At 62.9% G+C, this 17,868-nt stretch carries 22 protein-coding genes; 18 read left to right on the top strand and 4 right to left on the bottom strand.

Annotation, left to right across the window (positions count from 1 at the left end; translation table 11 throughout):
- Positions 1–34: 34 nt before the first annotated feature.
- Positions 35–565 carry a YcnI family protein gene (locus AC0L2M_RS29790; protein WP_287260355.1) on the bottom strand — a complete coding sequence of 177 codons (531 nt, stop codon included), beginning with the start codon at positions 563–565 and terminating at the stop codon, positions 35–37.
- A 265-nt stretch (positions 566–830) separates the two neighbouring features.
- On the opposite strand from AC0L2M_RS29790, the gene nirK reads away from it, so the two are divergent.
- From nirK to AC0L2M_RS29740, 10 genes are all read left to right on the top strand, one after another.
- Positions 831–1,934: a copper-containing nitrite reductase gene (gene nirK, locus AC0L2M_RS29785; protein WP_473536634.1), complete on the top strand. Its 1,104-nt coding sequence runs from the start codon at positions 831–833 to the stop codon at positions 1,932–1,934.
- Between the two features lie 61 nt (positions 1,935–1,995).
- The gene (locus tag AC0L2M_RS29780; protein WP_287260352.1) at positions 1,996–2,883 is read left to right on the top strand and encodes an SUMF1/EgtB/PvdO family nonheme iron enzyme; all 888 of its coding nucleotides are present in this window, start codon (positions 1,996–1,998) and stop codon (positions 2,881–2,883) included.
- Positions 2,807–3,271: a hypothetical protein gene (locus tag AC0L2M_RS29775; protein ID WP_473536662.1), complete on the top strand. Its 465-nt coding sequence runs from the start codon at positions 2,807–2,809 to the stop codon at positions 3,269–3,271. The genes AC0L2M_RS29780 and AC0L2M_RS29775 overlap by 77 nt, the downstream gene beginning before the upstream one ends.
- On the top strand, positions 3,268–3,681 hold the full coding sequence (locus AC0L2M_RS29770; protein ID WP_287239540.1) for a hypothetical protein: 414 nt from the start codon (positions 3,268–3,270) through the stop codon (positions 3,679–3,681). The genes AC0L2M_RS29775 and AC0L2M_RS29770 overlap by 4 nt, the downstream gene beginning before the upstream one ends.
- Positions 3,681–4,922 (top strand): NnrS family protein, encoded by a 1,242-nt coding sequence (locus AC0L2M_RS29765; RefSeq protein WP_287239541.1) that lies wholly within the window; start codon positions 3,681–3,683, stop codon positions 4,920–4,922. Before AC0L2M_RS29770 ends, AC0L2M_RS29765 begins: the two co-directional genes overlap by 1 nt.
- A 151-nt stretch (positions 4,923–5,073) precedes the next feature.
- A complete protein-coding gene (napE, locus tag AC0L2M_RS29760; RefSeq protein ID WP_287260351.1) occupies positions 5,074–5,271 on the top strand; it encodes a periplasmic nitrate reductase, NapE protein in 198 nt (65 codons plus the stop codon).
- Between the two features lie 4 nt (positions 5,272–5,275).
- A complete protein-coding gene (locus tag AC0L2M_RS29755; RefSeq protein ID WP_287239542.1) occupies positions 5,276–5,581 on the top strand; it encodes a chaperone NapD in 306 nt (101 codons plus the stop codon).
- On the top strand, positions 5,578–8,079 hold the full coding sequence (gene napA / locus AC0L2M_RS29750) for a periplasmic nitrate reductase subunit alpha (RefSeq protein ID WP_287228104.1): 2,502 nt from the start codon (positions 5,578–5,580) through the stop codon (positions 8,077–8,079). Before AC0L2M_RS29755 ends, napA begins: the two co-directional genes overlap by 4 nt.
- The gene (locus AC0L2M_RS29745) at positions 8,052–8,549 is read left to right on the top strand and encodes a nitrate reductase cytochrome c-type subunit (RefSeq protein WP_287239543.1); all 498 of its coding nucleotides are present in this window, start codon (positions 8,052–8,054) and stop codon (positions 8,547–8,549) included. The genes napA and AC0L2M_RS29745 overlap by 28 nt, the downstream gene beginning before the upstream one ends.
- 1 nt (position 8,550) lies before the next feature.
- The gene (locus AC0L2M_RS29740; RefSeq protein WP_473536633.1) at positions 8,551–9,276 is read left to right on the top strand and encodes a NapC/NirT family cytochrome c; all 726 of its coding nucleotides are present in this window, start codon (positions 8,551–8,553) and stop codon (positions 9,274–9,276) included.
- Positions 9,277–9,323: 47 nt separating this feature from the next.
- Here AC0L2M_RS29740 and AC0L2M_RS29735 read toward each other — a convergent pair whose 3' ends face one another.
- Positions 9,324–9,950 carry a class I SAM-dependent methyltransferase gene (locus tag AC0L2M_RS29735; protein ID WP_128168230.1) on the bottom strand — a complete coding sequence of 209 codons (627 nt, stop codon included), beginning with the start codon at positions 9,948–9,950 and terminating at the stop codon, positions 9,324–9,326.
- A 268-nt stretch (positions 9,951–10,218) separates the two neighbouring features.
- Between AC0L2M_RS29735 and AC0L2M_RS29730 the strand changes: the two genes are divergently transcribed.
- On the top strand, positions 10,219–10,536 hold the full coding sequence (locus AC0L2M_RS29730) for a pyridoxamine 5'-phosphate oxidase family protein (RefSeq protein ID WP_473536632.1): 318 nt from the start codon (positions 10,219–10,221) through the stop codon (positions 10,534–10,536).
- A 714-nt stretch (positions 10,537–11,250) separates the two neighbouring features.
- Here AC0L2M_RS29730 and AC0L2M_RS29725 read toward each other — a convergent pair.
- Positions 11,251–11,694, bottom strand: a complete 444-nt coding sequence (locus AC0L2M_RS29725; RefSeq protein WP_473536631.1) for a pseudoazurin — start codon at positions 11,692–11,694, stop codon at positions 11,251–11,253.
- Positions 11,695–11,866: 172 nt separating this feature from the next.
- On the opposite strand from AC0L2M_RS29725, the gene AC0L2M_RS29720 reads away from it, so the two are divergent.
- On the top strand, positions 11,867–12,574 hold the full coding sequence (locus AC0L2M_RS29720; protein WP_128168229.1) for a Crp/Fnr family transcriptional regulator: 708 nt from the start codon (positions 11,867–11,869) through the stop codon (positions 12,572–12,574).
- A gap of 310 nt (positions 12,575–12,884) precedes the next feature.
- On the opposite strand, the gene AC0L2M_RS29715 is transcribed toward AC0L2M_RS29720, so the two are convergent.
- Complete coding sequence (locus AC0L2M_RS29715) at positions 12,885–13,148, bottom strand: DUF1858 domain-containing protein (protein WP_473536630.1); 264 nt, start codon at positions 13,146–13,148, stop codon at positions 12,885–12,887.
- A gap of 164 nt (positions 13,149–13,312) precedes the next feature.
- Here AC0L2M_RS29715 and AC0L2M_RS29710 point away from each other — a divergent pair, with 164 nt between their 5' ends.
- The 6 genes from AC0L2M_RS29710 to ccoP all read left to right on the top strand — a co-directional run bounded on the left by AC0L2M_RS29710 (position 13,313) and on the right by ccoP (position 17,836).
- Complete coding sequence (locus AC0L2M_RS29710) at positions 13,313–13,756, top strand: group III truncated hemoglobin (protein ID WP_128168227.1); 444 nt, start codon at positions 13,313–13,315, stop codon at positions 13,754–13,756.
- A gap of 144 nt (positions 13,757–13,900) precedes the next feature.
- Positions 13,901–14,356, top strand: a complete 456-nt coding sequence (locus AC0L2M_RS29705) for an Rrf2 family transcriptional regulator (protein WP_128168226.1) — start codon at positions 13,901–13,903, stop codon at positions 14,354–14,356.
- Positions 14,357–14,382: 26 nt separating this feature from the next.
- The gene (gene ccoN, locus AC0L2M_RS29700) at positions 14,383–16,023 is read left to right on the top strand and encodes a cytochrome-c oxidase, cbb3-type subunit I (RefSeq protein ID WP_473536629.1); all 1,641 of its coding nucleotides are present in this window, start codon (positions 14,383–14,385) and stop codon (positions 16,021–16,023) included.
- Between the two features lie 3 nt (positions 16,024–16,026).
- A complete protein-coding gene (gene ccoO, locus AC0L2M_RS29695; protein ID WP_023798492.1) occupies positions 16,027–16,779 on the top strand; it encodes a cytochrome-c oxidase, cbb3-type subunit II in 753 nt (250 codons plus the stop codon).
- Positions 16,780–16,793: 14 nt separating this feature from the next.
- Positions 16,794–16,964 (top strand): CcoQ/FixQ family Cbb3-type cytochrome c oxidase assembly chaperone, encoded by a 171-nt coding sequence (locus AC0L2M_RS29690; protein WP_023798493.1) that lies wholly within the window; start codon positions 16,794–16,796, stop codon positions 16,962–16,964.
- Positions 16,955–17,836, top strand: coding sequence for a cytochrome-c oxidase, cbb3-type subunit III (gene ccoP / locus AC0L2M_RS29685; protein WP_128168224.1), 882 nt, complete (start codon positions 16,955–16,957; stop codon positions 17,834–17,836). Before AC0L2M_RS29690 ends, ccoP begins: the two co-directional genes overlap by 10 nt.
- Positions 17,837–17,868: the final 32 nt, after the last annotated feature.

Below are 17,868 nucleotides of genomic sequence, written 5' to 3'. Positions count from 1 at the left end.
CCACTCGGCCCCAGATTTCCCGCGTTCAGGCGTTTCAGTGCCCCGCGTGTTCGCCGTGAAGCAATTCCAGCCCGGGCGCCGGTCGCTCCAGGTCATGAGCTGTCTGGCCCTCGGCCGGAGCCTGGGTCCATTCTGCCCTGTCCGTGCCGCAGACCTGGATCACCGGGAAATAGATCGTTTCGCCCGCCGGGAGGCTTGCGTCGAGAGTCGCCCTGAAGACGAACTCATCATCGTACTCGTCGTCCGCCACGCTTCCGCCGCTCCAGGATAGCTCGGTAACGCCTTCGGCCACCTTCTTGCCGTGCAGATCGTACTCTGCCTTGTACCCCGTCACCGTCTTTTCGATCGTCCATCCGGCCTTGGGCATCGGCTTGACCGCGATAACGCCTTCCGGGATCCGGACCCGGACCTCGTCCGTGGCCTTGCCGTCGCAACCGTGCGGAATCCTTAGAACCGCCTTGTAGGTCGTGCCGACGGCAGCCTGGGCGTTTTCGAACGAAACATGCGCATGGGCCGGTCCGGCCACGATCGCAGCGACCGCCGCAACTATAAGAGGCCTGTACATCTGACTGTCTCCTTTCTTCTCCAGGTCGAATGACCTCTCCAGGTCGAATGACACTCGAGTTGCGCGACGGGTTGTTCCGCACGCTTATGGAGCCACTGCATAGCCGCGTTGGCCGTCAGCTATTTGCGCTGCAGCAAACTCCGCAGATACGCCTTCAGGTCGCTCCCCCGAAAATCCATCGGGAGTTTGTTCCAGGACAAACTCCTCTGTCATGGCGGGCGTAGAAGTCGCTCATCGACAACGATGGATCACAAGGAGAACCGAGATGTTCACGCGTCGCCGGGCACTGATGGGAGCAGCGGCCGCCGCCATGCTGGCCGCGATGCCTTCAATGACCGCTTTCGCGAACGAGACCGAGATCGCCGCGCTGCCGCGCGAGCAGGTCACACTCGTCGCACCGCCCTTCGTGCATGCGCACGAACAGGTGGCCAAGAGCGGTCCGAAGGTGGTCGAGTTCACGATGACCATCGAGGAAAAGCCCGTCACTATCGATGACGAAGGCACCGTGCTGCAGGGCATGACCTTCAACGGCTCGATCCCCGGCCCGATGATGGTCGTCCATGAAGGCGATTACGTCGAGTTGAACCTGGTCAACCCCGGCAGCAACTCGATGCCCCACAACATCGACTTCCACGCCGCCACCGGCGCGCTCGGCGGCGGAGCCCTCACGCTCATCAATCCCGGGGAACAGGTGAAGCTGCGTTTCAAGGCAACCCGAACCGGAACCTTCGTCTACCACTGCGCGCCCGAAGGCCCGATGATCCCGTGGCACGTCGTGTCCGGCATGAGCGGGACGATCATGATCCTGCCCCGCAACGGCCTGAAGAACGAGAAGGGCGAGCCGCTCACCTACGACAAGGTCTTCTACATCGGCGAGAACGACTTCTACGTGCCGCGCGACGAGGACGGCAACTTCAAGTCCTACGAGAGCCACGGCGACAGCTACGCCGACACGCTGGAGGTGATGAAACGTCTCGTCCCGTCCCATGTCGTTTTCAACGGCGCCAAGGGCGCCCTGACGGGCGACAACGCCATGAAGACAAAGGCCGGCGAGACGGTCCTGATCGTCCACTCGCAGTCCAACCGCGACACCCGGCCCCACCTGATCGGCGGCCATGGCGACTACGTCTGGGAAGAGGGCAAATTCGCCAACCCGCCCGCCAAGGACCTGGAGACCTGGTTCATCCGCGGCGGATCGGCGGGAGCCGCGCTCTACACCTTCCTCCAGCCGGGCGTCTACGCCTACGTCAACCACAACCTGATCGAAGCGGTCGAACTCGGAGCGACGGCCCACTTCGTCGTTGAGGGCGAATGGAGCGACGACCTGATGAAGCAGGTCGAGGCTCCCGGACCGATCCCGACTCACTGACCGATCAGGCTGGCGGCCCGGACCAAGGGGGATCCGGGCCACGTTCCCATGGAGTATTTCGATGCCCGTCACCATGCTGGAAGCAGCTTTCGGCACCGTCGCCGCGCTGGTCGTGCCGGCGCTCGCCGTCGGATTGCATGCGCCGCTGGAACACGAACGGTCAGTTCCGGTCGCGGCAACCGTCGAGATCGGGGAAAGGATCGTGGACTTTCCGGCACCGGGCGAATTCCTGTCAGGCGGTGTTCCTGCAGCGGCTCCCGCCAAGCCTATCATGGTCGCCGGCTTCCGGATGATGACGCGGCAGGTCAGCCTCGCCGAGTACGATCGCTGCGTTGCCGCAGGCGCCTGCATGGCGGCCGACGCGCGCGCTTCTCAGGCAGACGTTCCGGTCACCGGGGTCAACTGGACGGATGCCGACACATATGCTCGCTGGTATTCCGAGGCCACTGGCGAATCCTGGCGGCTCCCGACCGCGCTCGAGGCGGCTGCGGCGGCCGGCGAACGCTTTGGTGGCGAATCCTTCTCCGCAACGGCGGACGATCGCCAAAATCCCGCGGTGCGCTGGATACGGCGATACAAGGAGGAAGCCGCGGCCAGGCGCCCCGCGGATCCCGAGCCGAAGCCCGGCGGCCACTACGGGCCCAACACTCTCGGCATCGAGGATTTCGGCGGCAACGTCTGGGAATGGACTTCGAGCTGCTACAGCCGCGTCACGCTCGATGCCAAGAGCGGCCAGCCCGAGACCGTCGTCGAGAACTGCGGCGTGCACGTGCTCGAGGGACGGCACCGGGCCTACATGTCCAATTTCGTTCGCGACGGCAGGAGTGGCGGATGCGCCGTCGGCACGCCGCCGGAGAAACTGGGATTTCGACTTGTTCGCGATGAGCCCTTTTGCGGGCCTGCATGCTGGATCAGCGCGCTCTTCTCCAGCGAAAGTTCCCAATCGTGACACAGAAATCAGACGCGTCGAGAATGCTTGCGGCAGCCTCGTCGCGGTTGCTGGAACTTGCCAACAGGGGCGAAAATCCTTTGCCGCGGAGTTGCTGCGCCGCCTCGCCGAGGTGGGGCGTGAAGGTATTGCCGTTGAAGTCGACGACACCGCGTCCGATCGAACGGGAACGGTGGATCATGCGTCGAGTCCCGCCAAAAACTTCGCTGAAGCGAAGCGGATGCGCGACGCGATCGACGTCGCATTGGCGCTCCTCGATGAGATATTCGAGTTGGCGCCTCGCGAGCCCAAGCAGGCCGTCGCGAGCGACATCGCAGAGATATTCCGCGAGATCTCCGAGATCGCGGCGCTTGGAGAGAGTGCGGTCAGGAAGGCGATTGAGGAATGAAGAAACGCCGTCGCCCCAAGGAGACTACACCAATGGGTACCGATACTGCGCGACGACCGACGCTCCCGATCGAATCCCTGACGCGGCCGTCGCTGGTCGAACGCATTCGTCAGGGAGTAGCCGGCGCAGCGCTCGAACGTCAATGCGCCAAGGCCGCGAACGGCATGCCAGATTATGTCGGCTTGGAAGGCGATCTGGTCCAGCGCGCTGGCGGGCTCGCGGACGCCAGAAGGATGCGAGACGCCATCGTGCTCGTCCTCGCGCTTCTCGGGGAACTGGACGAACTCATGCCCGACGAGCCTGATCGCTCCGCGTTCCACGAGATCGCGGATCTGTTTCAAGACGTCTCTGAATTCGCGGCGTTCGGGATGGAGGCCGCAAGACAGGCGGCAGGCGGAGGAAACAGCTGATGTCCGCCGCTACCACGCTAACCGACAGGTCCGTGCTGCGCTCGCTGCGCAAGTCCGGCTACGTTTCCCGTGACGGCCGGGGGCGGGTGTCCTCCATGCCGCCGATCCTCCAGTATGGATTCAGGCCGTTCTTCTTCCTCGCCGCGCTCCACGCCGGCGCGGCGATCCCGGCCTGGCTTTGGATCTATTTTTCCGGCCATGCTTTGCCCGGCCCCTTCCCCGGCCTGCACTGGCACGCCCACGAAATGCTGTTCGGCTATCTGCAGGCCGTCCTGGCCGGCTTCGTGCTCACCGCAATCCCGAACTGGACGGGCCGGTTACCGCTGAGCGGCTGGCCCCTCGCGGGCCTGGTGACACTGTGGCTGGCCGGGCGCATAGCTTGTGCCGCCGCCCCCGGCCCGGTCGCTGCCGTCGTCGTTGATATTTCGTTCCCGGTCATGCTTGGCTTCGCGGTCTGGCGCGAGGTGGTGGCGGGGCGCAACTGGAAGAACGCGCCCGTGGCTGTCATGATCACGCTGTTCGGGCTGGCCAACGCACTGGACCACGCGGCCAATTTCGGGTTCGTTCCGCATGGCTTGGGCGTGCGGCTGGCACTGGGCGCGATCGCTATGCTGCTTGCCCTTGTCGGTGGCCGCATCGTTCCAAGTTTCACCCGGAACTGGCTTGTCAAGAATGGCGGGACGCGCCTTCCGGCAAGCTTCGGCGCCTTGGACAAGGCGGCGCTGGCGACGACCGCCGCTGGCGCGGCCGCCTGGGTGGCCGTTCCGGATTCAACTGCCGCAGGAGGCATGCTCGGTCTCTCCGGTGTGCTTCTGGCCGCGCGTCTGGCGCGTTGGCAAGGCCAGCACACCACGCGCGAGCCAATCGTGCTGATCCTCCATATCGGCTACGCCTGGCTCGGCTTCGCACTATTGCTGCTCGGTGGCTCCGTGCTGTTTTCAGGGCTACCGGAAAGCGCCGCTCTGCACGCGCTGACAGCCGGCGCGATCGGCACGATGACGCTCGCCGTCATGACCCGCGCCAGCCTCGGCCACACTGGACGGGAGATCGTCGCGGACCGGACCGTTCTCGCAGCCTACATAGCGGTTACATTGGGAGCTGTCCTGCGGGTCGCGGCGCCGTTGGCAGGAGACTGGCACGCGCACTTACTGATCTGCGGCGGTGCGCTGTGGAGTGCCGCCTTCCTGCTGTTCGCCATTCGCTATGCGCCTGTCCTGTGGGGGCGCAGGGCCAGCGCTTGAGATGGGCGGATACTCCGAGCCTTCGGCCGGCATAGTTCGAGACGTTGGAGCCTCAGAAAAAAGGTATTGAAAAAGCCACTTAAGACGATAGCCTGTTCAGCGGTCTGACGCTTCACAGTATCTGGCCAAGTCCAAGGCACATGGAGTGGTCATGACCCAGGACAGCCCGCAGGCCCTTTCCGACCCTGGACCTTCGCGTTCGAAGACGATGCGACGAGAGTTGCTGGCCTTTCTCGCACTTGCTTTCGGCATCTGGCCCATCGTCGCTGTCGGCGTCGTCGGTGGCTACGGCTTCCTGGTCTGGATGTATCAGATCGTGTTCGGGCCGCCCGGCCCTCCGGGAGGGTGAAGCAATGCGCGAAAATCCTGCTATCACCCGCAGATCCCTTCTCAAGGGTGGATTTCAGGCTCGGCATCATATTTCGAGCGCCGTCGTCGTCGTGCTGCCGGCGCGAAGGGAAGAATTGAGCAGGCGACTGGCGGAAATGCCTGGCGTGGAGATTCACGCTGGCGAAGGCAGCCGGATCGTCGTCACGATCGAGGGTCCAGGCAGCGGCATGCTCGGCGAGACCCTGACCACTATCTCGATGATGGACGGCGTGATCGCCGCCAACATGGTCTTCGAGCATATCGAGGGACGGGAGGACGAAAGCAAATGACGTCATCCATCAACCGTCGTGATCTGCTGAAGGCGCACGCGGCGTCGCTCGCGGCAGCGTCGGCCGGGATCGTTCTCCCGGCCGCGGCGCAGCCCGTTCCCGGTGGCGTCGAAGCACTGGAGATCAAGTGGTCCAAGGCTCCCTGCCGCTTCTGCGGCACCGGGTGCGGCGTGATGGTCGGCGTGAAAGACGGACGTGTTGTCGCGACACACGGTGACATGCAGGCCGAGGTCAACCGCGGCCTGAACTGCGTCAAGGGCTATTTTCTTTCCAAGATCATGTATGGCGAGGATCGCCTGACAAGGCCGCTGATGCGCAGGCGCGGCGGCGCCTACGACAAGGACGGCGAGTTCGAGCCCGTCTCCTGGGACGAGGCCCTCGACCTGATGGCGCAGAAGTGCAAGGCCGTGCTCCGGGAGAAAGGTCCCGAAGCGGTCGGCATGTTCGGCTCCGGCCAATGGACCGTCTTCGAGGGTTACGCCGCAACCAAGCTGATGCGCGCCGGCTTCCGTTCGAACAATCTCGATCCCAACGCCCGACATTGCATGGCCTCGGCCGCCGTCGCCTTCATGCGCACATTCGGCATGGACGAGCCGATGGGCTGCTACGACGATTTCGAGCACGCCGACGCCTTCGTGCTGTGGGGCTCGAACATGGCCGAGATGCACCCAATCCTGTGGACACGGGTGGCGGACCGCCGGCTCGGCCATCCCCATGTGCGCTGCGCGGTTTTGTCGACCTTCACGCACCGGTCGATGGACCTTGCTGACATCCCGATTGTGTTCAAGCCGGGCACGGATCTGGCGATCCTGAATTACATCGCCAACCACATCATCCTGTCCGGGCGGGTCAACGAAACGTTCGTGCGCGACCACACTGTGTTCATGAGCGGGGCCACCGACATCGGCTACGGGCTGCGGCCGGACAATCCCGTAGAGATGGCTGCCAAGGGTGCGGCGGATCCCGGAAAAACGGAGCCAATCGACTTCGACGCGTTCAAGACGATGATCTCGGACTACACGCTCGAGATGGTCTCGGAACTGTCTGGCGTCGAGCCCGAGTTCCTCGAGGAACTGGCGGAGCTCTATGCCAACCCCGACGTGAAGGTGATGTCGCTGTGGACCATGGGCTTCAACCAGCACGTCCGCGGCGTGTGGGCCAACCAGATGGTCTACAATATCCACCTGTTGACTGGCAAAATCTCGGAGCCTGGCAACAGCCCGTTTTCGCTCACCGGCCAACCGTCGGCCTGCGGCACCGCGCGCGAGGTCGGCACCTTCGCCCACCGCCTCCCCGCCGACATGGTTGTGACCAACCCCGAGCACCGAAAGCACGCCGAGGAGATATGGCGTCTGCCGCACGGCCTCCTGCCGGAGAAGCCCGGCTTCCATGCCGTCCAGCAAGACCGCATGCTGAAGGACGGCAAGCTCAACTTCTACTGGGTCCAGGTCAACAACAACGTTCAGGCCGCACCGAACAATTCGAACGAGACCTATCCGGGCTACCGCAACCCTGACAACTTCATTGTCGTGTCCGATGCCTATCCGACCGTTACCGCGCTCTCGGCGGACGTGATCCTGCCGGCGGCGATGTGGGTGGAAAAGGAAGGAGCATACGGCAATGCCGAGCGCCGCACTCATGTCTGGCACCAACTCGTGGATGCGCCCGGCGAGGCGCGCTCCGATCTTTGGCAGTTGGTCGAATTCTCGAAACGTTTTACCACCGAAGACGTCTGGCCGGCCGACCTCCTGAATGCCAATCCTGACTATAAGGGCAAGACGCTGTTCGACGTGCTGTTCAGGAACGGCATGGTCGACCGCTTCCCATTAGGAGAACTCGACGCCGAGTATGAAAACAGGGAATCGCGCGAATTCGGCTTCTACCTGCAGAAGGGCTTGTTCGAGGAGTATGCCGAATTCGGCCGCGGTCATGGCCACGATCTCGCGCCTTACGACGTCTATCACGAGGTGCGTGGCCTGCGCTGGCCCGTCGTCGACGGCAAGGAGACGAAGTGGCGCTATCGCGAAGGCCTCGACCCCTATGTGAAGCCGGGCGAAGGCGTAAAATTCTATGGCAGACCAGACGGCAAGGCAGTGATCCTCGCTGTGCCTTACGAGCCTCCGGCGGAATCCCCTGACGAGGAATACGACGTCTGGCTGGTAACTGGACGCGTCCTCGAGCATTGGCATTCGGGATCGATGACGATGCGGGTGCCGGAGCTCTACAGGGCGTTTCCCGGCGCGGTCTGCTTCATGAACGCCGACGACGCGCGACGGCGCGGCATCAACCAGGGAGCCGAGGTCCGGGTCGTTTCACGGCGTGGCGAGATCAGGCTCAGGGTCGAAACCCGGGGGCGTAACCGCATGCCGCGCGGCGTGGTGTTCGTGCCCTGGTTCGACGCCAGCAAGCTCATCAACAAGGTGACGCTCGACGCCACTGATCCCATCTCCAAACAGACGGATTTCAAGAAATGCGCGGTCAAGGTCATGCCCGTCTGACGCGCCGCGCGCGCGTCGCACTTGTCGCCGCAGGCCTGCTCGCCGTCGGCACTGCGGCGTTGGCGCAAATGTCGGCCGAGATCGTCCCGCCGCTTACCGGGGCAGCGCAGCCCATGGACGAACTTCCGGCTGATCCGGCGCCCAAGTGGACAGTCGACGATATCAGAAAGATGCGCGCTTATCCCGACCAGCCGCCCGTCATCCCGCACTCGATCGAGGGCTACCAGCTTTCGGTCAACACGAACCGCTGCCTGTCGTGCCACAAGCGCGAGTTCACGCAAGGGTCGGGCGCACCGATGATCAGCGTCACGCATTACATCACCCGCGAGGGCCAGATGTTGGCCGACGTCTCACCCCGACGCTATTTCTGCACCGCCTGTCATGTGCCGCAGGCCAACACCGCACCGCTCGTCGGCAACACGTTCACCGACATGAGCAAGCTGGGCGTCGGCCACGCGGGAGATGAGTAGCATGTGGTCACGGCTCAAGGCCGCCGCCTTATGGGCCTGGCGCATATTGGCGACGCCCGCCGCGACGCTCAGCCTGGGCTTCCTGACGCTCGGCGGCTTTGTCGGCGGTGTGATGTTCTGGGGTGCGTTCAACACCGCCCTGGAACTGACCAACACCGAGCAGTTTTGCATCTCCTGCCATGAGATGGAGACGAACGTTTACGAGGAGCTCACGCGCACCGTCCACTTCTCGAACCGTTCAGGAGTGAGGGCCTCGTGCCCGGACTGTCACGTCCCGCACGAATGGACCGACAAGATCGCCAGGAAAATGCAGGCTTCCAAAGAGGTCTGGGGCAAGATCTTCGGCACCATCAACACCCGCAGGAAGTTCCTCGAATACAGGCGTGAACTGGCTGAGCACGAATGGGCCCGACTGAAAGCGAACGACAGTCTCGAATGCCGCAACTGTCATTCCTCGGTGGCGACGGACTTGTCCAAGCAAACCGAACGCGCGGCAACGATCCACACACGCTACCTCCTGTCTGGCGAGGCTACCTGCATCGACTGCCACAAAGGCATAGCCCACGAGCTGCCGAACATGGAAGGCGTCGATCCCGGCTGGAAAGTTCCCCCCGAATTTGAGGGAGAGGAACTACCGGCGGCTTCTGTATTCGATCGCCTGGAAAGGACTGCGCGGTCCCCGCACGGAATGATGTGGAGCTTGGACGACGGCGCGCCTTCCAGATGATCGGGTGGCGGTACACCGCTCCATCCGGGGCTAGAACTCTGTGGGTGTCACGTGCGCCTCGCCCGAACGCTCAGCCACCGATCATTGGGCTTTCCGATGCACCGACGTACCTCGCTGACGATCCAGCCGGCGTCTGTGAGTGCGGACCGCAGGGCAGACTCGCGCCAGTACGTCTCGACGTAGCGCCGAGGCGCTGCAGCGCTGCCGTGTGTGGACACATTCTCGCCATCGCCCTCTCTAACCGAGGCGTGCAGTTGGCCACCGGGCCGGGTCGCCTCGGCAAGCCGTGCAAGCAGCGTGCCGAAATCCTCGCGCGCGACGTGAATCAGGCAGGCACAGGCCCAGATCCCGTCATACGGCGTGCCGGGACGCTGCGGGTCGGCCAGGTCTTCGGTCAGCGGGTCCAACAGGTCGGCCTCGAAGCCACTCTCGCGAAGCAGTTCGACGAAGCCCTTCGAAATGTCGGTGCGCCGGACGCTGATCCCCCGCTTCTCAAGCTCAAGTGCATCTCGCCCGCCACCGCTTCCGATCTCCAGCACCCTGCCAGAGCCACCCAGCTCGGTCACGAACGCATCGATCTCTGTCGCGACCCATTCTGGCATCGCCGCGGCCTCGGCAGCGTACTCCGCCGCGACCGTATCATAGGCCCGCACGGTATCCCGGTCGGTGCTCATCCTGGCGCTCCTCCTTCAAGACAAGAGGACCGATGGCGAGAGGGCCATCAGCCCGTTGCGCCCCTTAGACTTTCGGAGTTGGTGACGTCGCGGGCGATTTGCTTCCCAGCCATAACAGAAATTCGATCTGAGACACTACCGGGCAGCCACGCTGATTGACACTTCGAAGCGACGTTTGGTCGGGAGTTGTCAACGAGGGACATTGATCTGAGACAACGACGATTGTGTGCGACGCGCGCATTGTGAGACTTCGATGAGGAGTTCCGCCATGATAATTCGACAACTATCCCTCGCCCAATGCACCGCCCTGATTTCTGAGAACCGGCTCGCGCGGCTCGCCTGCTCGTCCGGTAACCAGCCCTACCTTGTGCCAATCTACTACGCCTACGACGATAGATGCACCTATTCCTTCACTATGCCGGGCCGAAAGCTGGACACCATGCGGGGCAACCCTCAAGTGGCGCTTCTGGTCGAAGAAAAAGGTGAGGCCCGTTCTTGGAAGAGCGTCGTCGCCGAAGGCCGCTTCGAGGAGTTGCCCGACCGCATTGACATCAAACGAGAGCGACCGGGCCTGGTCTCTGCTTAGCCAGCACGCCAACTGGTGGGAACCCGGCGCGCTGAAGCCCGTCGTTGCACCGCTCGTCGACCATGCTTCGCACGTCTTCTTTCGAATCCATGTCGAGCGGATGTCCGGGCGGGAGGCCCATGAGAAATGAGGCAAAGCGGCGGATGCGCGTCGACGTCGAGCGTCCAAGCAGCTACTCGACCAGCAGGGCGAACGCTTTCCTGACGGCCGCCAGTGCATTTGGCGCCAGACGCACTGTCAGATCAAGACAAGCAGCGTCATCCGGCGCGGCAGCTGCCACGAAACCAAAACGGGAAGCGTTCAACTCAATAGCAGTCCGTCACGGCCCCCGCGTGAACGGTTCTCTCTGGATCACGTGCGGCGGTGGTGGCGCTTGTAACCTGCGCTGGGAAGGTGGCCCAACGTCCTGGATGTGAAGCTTCGCGGATGGTCACCTTCGCAAGGGATCAGCAACGAGGCTTGGCGCGGCCTCCGGCTCCCAGTCAGTTTTCCAAGAGCCGCCGGTCCTCCTTGGAAAAGGAAGACCGACGGACGAGGTTGGCGAAGCTGTGGCCCGGGTGGCAGCGGCCATATCGCCGCGACGTTTCCTTCCTGATCGCGGGATCGTGGTTCGGCGCGCCTTGGCGCCAAGCCTGCCTGTCCGCTCGGTCCATCACTTCCGCCTCCTTGACGCGGCCCCCGCCGTCCGCGCCATTTCGCGTCTGTTGGCCCGCGCTACCTGGCCGCCACGGCCTGGCCGAAGAGTTCGGCGAACACGGCTTTGGCCTTGCCGGTCTGCTTGACGGCCTTCGCTGCGTCGAGGTTGACCGGCTGGCCCACCTCGATCAGGGCGACCATGCCCATTCCGTAGTGCGGCGCACACTTGACGCCGTAGACGCCTTCCTTATCGAGCGTTACCGTGAAGACCTCGTTGAACTTGCTATTGAAGGCCTCGGCGCCTTCCGGGAGCATGCCTTTGATCGTTTCCACGTTGTGGCCCTTGTCGGTCGGCACGAAGCGAATGGTATCGCCGGGGGCGGCGCCGACGAAGTCGGGTTGGAACACCATCGCACCCTTCTCGCCCTTGTTCAGCATCGTGACCTCGATTTCGGCCGCGCCAGCCGCGCCTGCGATCGCGACGGCCGCGCCTAGCGCCAGCGCTGCGATGAGCTTCTTCATTTTCCTGGTCCTTTCCTGGTATGCGGCTCCAATGCCGTTGAAGGCTTTATTAGTGCGTGTCGCCAACAGGCAGTTTGCGCTGGCGCAAATAGCCGCTAGAAATCGAACAGGAGCGGCGCCCCACAGGAGCAGCGCCCCACAGGAACAGCGCCCCAGACTGGAAGCGAAGACAATGCCTCTCGACAGGTCCCTGATTTCGGGATTGCCCGCGTTTGCCGGCCTCGACGGCAAAGACCTCGATGCTATTCTCTCTCGGGCGCGGTCCTCCCGCTTTCCCAAGGATTTGGAGGTTTTCGGACAAGAGGAGGAGGCCACGTCCTTCTTCCTGCTCCTGTCGGGTCATATCCGCGTCGTCCGCACCTCGCCCGAAGGGCATCAAGTGATCGCTCGATATATCACCGAGGGTGAACTCTTCGGCATCGCCATCGCAATGGGCAGGACGACCTATCCGGCGTCCGCGGTCGCGGCGGTTGATTGCGTCGTCCTCGCCTGGCCCAATTCCGCGTGGGCAGAACTGCAATCGCGTTTCCCGACGTTCGGGGCCAGTGCCTACCGCACGATCGGTTCCCGCCTCCAGGAAACCCAGGCGCAGGTCATGGAGATGTCGACCCAGCAGGTCGAGCAGCGCATCGCCCACGCGTTGCTGCGTATCGTCAGCCAGTCCGGACGAAAGACGCCAGAAGGGATCGAGATCGACTTTCCAATCACGCGTCAGGACATCGCGGAGATGACCGGAACGACGCTGCATACGGTCAGCAGGCTGCTCAGCGCCTGGGAAGACCAGGGTATTGTAAGGAGCGGGCGCCAGAAGGTCACCGTGACTGACCCGCATGCGCTCATGCTGGTGTCTGAGAACAGGCGCAAGGGGCCGGCTGCATAGCGCCGCCGTCACGTCGCTGGCATAAACGGGCGCGTTCAATACGAGCTTTGTAGAATGGGAGCAATCGGGGGTTCCGATAAGTTCCTACCGTCGATTCTCGTCGGAAGCCGACTTCTTCGAAAAGGGCGAGGTGAATGTTGGCCAATTCCGGGTCGCGTCGCGCAAAATTTGATCTGGATCAAGTCGCATTCAGCCGCGAGCGGTAATCGACATCAGCCAAACGTTTGGAATTCCAATGATCTCGGTGACGGATCCGCTATTTTGCCAACTGCCTCTCCGGGTGGAGCGTGCCGCATGCGGCGCATGCGGTTCAGAGCGCCGCGACGCCATCACCGAGGAAGGCCGACGGCGCGTTCGCAAGCGGATCGCTGCTTATCGCCTCGAGAAGTTCCTGGGAGAAGGATTCCAGGTCGACCCGATGGGCGTGGCATGCGTCGGCGACCGTATGGAAGATTCCGATCGGACAGCCGATGCAGAGCATTCTGTTGCGGATCATCACCCTTATGGTTGCCGGCCATCGCCGCATGATCTCCTCGACCATCATATCGGGATCGATGGTTTCAGGTTGGTTCACGATAGTCGTCTCCAAAGAAGGCCATCTAAACCGTCCGCCTCGCCCGGAACTTTGCGCAGGCGCAAACAAATGGCGGAACGAGCGGGCTGGGACGAATTGCGCGCTTGCCGTGCGGAAGTCAGGCACCTAAAAGTAGCAGGCACGATACCACTTTGTGTGCTGCGATGAATTCTGCTGTTTACGATCGCGCCCGCCCGCAGGCGGAAATGCCGCTGTCCCACCCGTTGGTCGACCGCGGGTTCATTGCCGCGCTTGTCCGCGATTTCTACGTCCGCGTCAGGTCGGATACTCGCCTCGGACCCATCTTCGCTGCGGAAATCCACGGCGACTGGGAACCGCATCTGGAGAAGATGACCGACTTCTGGTGTTCGGTCATTCTGAAGAATGGCGCGTACAGCGGCCGCCCCGTGCCTGCGCACCTTAAGCTGAAGCAGGTGCGCGAGGAGGATTTCGACATATGGCTCGGTCATTTCCGCAAAACCGTCGAAGAGCGATGCCCGCCTGAGGTAGCCGAAGTGTTCGTCGACCGCGCCGAAAGGATCGCGCGGAGCCTGAAGGTCGCCATGTTTTTCCGGCTTGATCGCCCGACCGCGGGGGCGGCGGGATGATAAACGCGGAAGGGCAGGCTTTTCCCGCCGAGACGACGGCTTTCGTAGCGTGGGCGGGCATGCTCGCGCTGACGTCGCATTTTCGTCTAGCTGACAGCCTGCTAGGGTGGGTTCTTTCTGCGATGAGAACCAGGAATCCGCGGGATGCGTCTCACCTTTCAGACGGACTATGCGCTCAGGATGCTGATCTACCTGGCGGTCCACCGGGAAAGACCGTGCCGAGTAACCGACGTGGCCGCGGCATACGGGATATCACGCAATCACCTCCTGAAAGTGGCTTTCAGGCTCGGGCGACTGGGTTACCTCACCACGGCTCGGGGGCGCACCGGCGGCATAGCGCTCGCCCGGCGGCCGGAGGACATCAACTTGGGTGAGGTCGTGCGGCACATGGAAGACGACTTCGCTCTGACGGAGTGTATGCGCAGGGATGGCGGCTTGTGCGTCATATCCCCTGCCTGCCGGCTCGAGGGCGTCGTCGTCAAGGCGCTGCAGGCGTTTCTCGCTGTCTTCGATGGCTATACTCTGGCTGACATAGCCGCAAACAGATCCGAACTGGTGGAGTTGCTTGAAATGCACAGAGTTTCTGGGGAAGTTGCCTGAGCTAATGCCGTACCTGGAGGGAATGCATGATATCGAACCTCAAATCCTCTGAACGGCAGTACGCCTTGCTCATCGCGGTGGCAGTAGCGCTCGCGGGACTCGCCATGGCCGCCCTCGGACGCTCGGACACTCTCGGGCTGCACGGCGTCATCGTCATGCTTTTCGCGGGCGTCGTAATCTACCTCCTCATGTCGTCGTTCTACGGCGCCGAACCGACCGAAGACCGAGCAGTCTCCTATTACGACGATCCCATCAAGGTCGGGATCGTGCTGTCGATGGCCTGGGCTGTCTTCGGCATGTTCATGGGCGTGTGGGTGGCCGCGCAGCTCGCCTGGCCAGACCTCGCCTTCGATGCGGCCTGGTCCAGCTTCGGGCGGCTGCGGCCAACGCATACGTCCGGCGTCATCTTCGGGTTCGGCGGCAACGCACTCATTGCCACATCCTTCCACGTCGTGCAGCGCACGTCTCGCGCGCGGCTAGCCGGCCAGATAAGCCCTTGGTTCGTGCTTCTCGGCTTCAACCTGTTCTGTGTTCTGGCCATTTCCGGATATCTGCTCGGTACCACCCAGTCGAAGGAGTACGCGGAAGCCGAGTGGTACGCCGACTTGTGGCTGGTGATCGTCTGGGTGACCTACTTCATTCTTTACATCGCCACGATCGCGCGTCGGAAAGAGCCGCACATCTACGTCGCCAACTGGTACTTCATGGCCTTTATCCTGGTCGTGGCCATCCTGCACATCGTCAACAACCTCGCGCTGCCGGTGTCCTGGGGGCACGCCAAGAGCTACACGATCTGGCCGGGCGTCCAGGATGCGATGGTCCAGTGGTGGTACGGCCACAACGCGGTTGCGTTCTTCCTCACCGCAGGTTTTCTCGGCATGCTCTACTACTACCTGCCGGTCCGGGCGCAGCGACCGATCTTCTCCTACCGTCTCTCGATCCTGAGCTTCTGGGGCATCACCTTCTTCTACATGTGGGCGGGTTCCCACCACCTGCACTACACCGCGCTCCCCCACTGGGTGCAAACGCTCGGCATGACCTTTTCCGTGATGCTTCTCGTGCCTTCGTGGGCATCCGCGGGTAACGCGCTGCTGACCCTCAACGGCGCCTGGCACCGGGTCCGTAACGATGCGACCCTGCGATTCATGATGGCCGCGGCAGTCTTCTATGGGCTCTCCACCTTCGAGGGCTCGTTCATGGCGATCAGACCGGTGAACTCTCTCTCGCACTACACTGATTGGACAGTCGGCCACGTCCATGCCGGAGCGTTGGGATGGGTCGCGCTCATCACCTTCGGCTCCGTCTACACGCTCGTCCCGGCGCTCTGGAAGCGCGAGCGGATGTATTCGGCCGCGCTCGTCGAGGTCCATTTCTGGCTCGCGATCGCCGGAACGCTGATCTACGTCTTCGCGATGTGGAATTCCGGCATCATCCAGGGTCTGATGTGGCGAACCTATACCGAGGAAGGCTCTCTCGCCTATTCGTTCGTCGATTCACTGGTGGCAATGTATCCATACTATATTGCCCGCGCCATCGGCGGACTGCTGTTCCTGCTGGGCGCACTGGTCGGCTGCTACAACATCTGGATGACGGTCCGTATGGTGCCGCTCGCGGCAGCCCGTGAGACAGACGCACCCGTCATCCCCGCCGCAGTACCGGGAGAATGACGGATGCCTGAACTTTTCCACCGCAAGATCGAGCGGTCCGCGATCCTCTTCGTACTTGGAATAATAGCTGCGGCCAGCGTTGGCGGCATCGTCGAGATTGCTCCCCTGTTCACCATCGACGAAACCGTCGAGCAGGCGCCCGACATGCGGGTTTACACCCCGCTGGAGCTCGCGGGCCGCAACATCTATGTCCGTGAAGGCTGTTACGCCTGTCACAGTCAGATGATCCGCACCCTGCGCGACGAGGTCGAGCGCTACGGTCCGTATTCGCTCGCCGTGGAATCCCAATACGACCGGCCGATGCTCTGGGGGTCGAAGCGGACCGGACCCGACCTTGCGCGTGTTGGGGGAAAATATTCGGATTTCTGGCATGTCGCACATCTGACGAATCCACGCGACGTCGTGCCGGAATCGAACATGCCCGCCTATACCTGGCTTGCCCGCACGACGCTGAAGACGGACGACCTGCCGCAGCATCTGGCGGCCCAGCGGGCACTCGGCGTACCCTATACCGAGGCGATGGTGGAAAACGCTGCCCGCGACGCCTACGGGCAGGCGACCCCCGACACTGATTTCTCAAGCGGGGTGACTGAGCGGTATGGTGACAAAACCCAGGTGAGCGCATTCGACGGCGTCACCACACACGTCACCGAGATGGACGCGCTGGTGGCCTACCTGCAGGTGCTGGGCAGGCTGACGGGAGCCGCGTACGAGGATACGGCGGCGCCGGAAAAGAAGCCGGACCCGGAAAGCTGACGGGAGGACCGATGATGGATTTCGACCACGACACGCTCGTTGCCCTGTCCAAGAGCTGGGGCCTTTTCTACCTGATGGGCTTCTTCCTCTGTGTCGTTGTCTACGCCTTCTGGCCGTCCAACCGAAAACGTTTCGACAGGGCCAAGACCAGCATCCTCGATCGGGACGACAAGCCATGGAAGTAAGCGAACGCGATCCCGCTACCGGCCGCGAAACGACTGGCCACGAGTGGAACGGCATCAAGGAATTGGACACGCCGGTCCCGCGCGGGGTCCTGATGTTCCTGATCGTCACGCATATCTGGGCGCTCGCATGGTGGTTCCTTGTGCCGGCATGGCCGTTGGGAACGACATACACCAAAGGGCTTCTAGGCGTTGATCAGCAGACGACGGTTGAAGCACGGGTGATTGAAGGCCAGCGCGAGCGCGCCGCCTGGACGGCCCGGCTCGAATCCGAACCTTACGACGCCATCATGGCGGACGAAGCTCTGATGCAGACCGTCCGTCACACCGGGCAGCAGCTGTTCGGCGACAACTGCGCCGCCTGCCACGGACGCGACGGCAAGGGCGGCGCGAACTATCCCGATCTCACGGACGACGACTGGCTGTGGGGCGGCGGTCCCCAGCTGATCGAGCAGACGATGCGCGTCGGCATCAACACCGCCCATCCCGAAAGCCGTATCGGGCAGATGCCTGCTTTCGGCCGCGACGACATGCTCGACCGGAACCAGGTGCGCGACGTTGCCGCCTATGTCTACTCGCTGACAAATCCCGACACCTCGACACCGCAGAACCTCGGCCGCATCAACGCCGGCAAGGAAGTCTTCGTGACGACATGCGCGGCCTGTCATGGCGAGAACGCGCAAGGCAATCGCGAGGTCGGAGCGCCGAACCTGACCGACGCGTACTGGATCTACGGCGGAAGCATGGACACCATCATCGCTTCCGTCCACGGTGGCCGGCAAGGCCACATGCCGACCTGGGACGAGCGGCTGACCACCGCGGAAATTCGGACACTTGCGCTTTTTGTCCATGACCTGGGGACGCGCCAGCCATGACCCCCCGCAGAAGCACTCGCCTTCCCGGCGGA

The organism is Mesorhizobium sp. WSM4806 (assembly GCF_055811635.1).
This window is presented reverse-complemented; position numbering and strand designations above follow the sequence as displayed.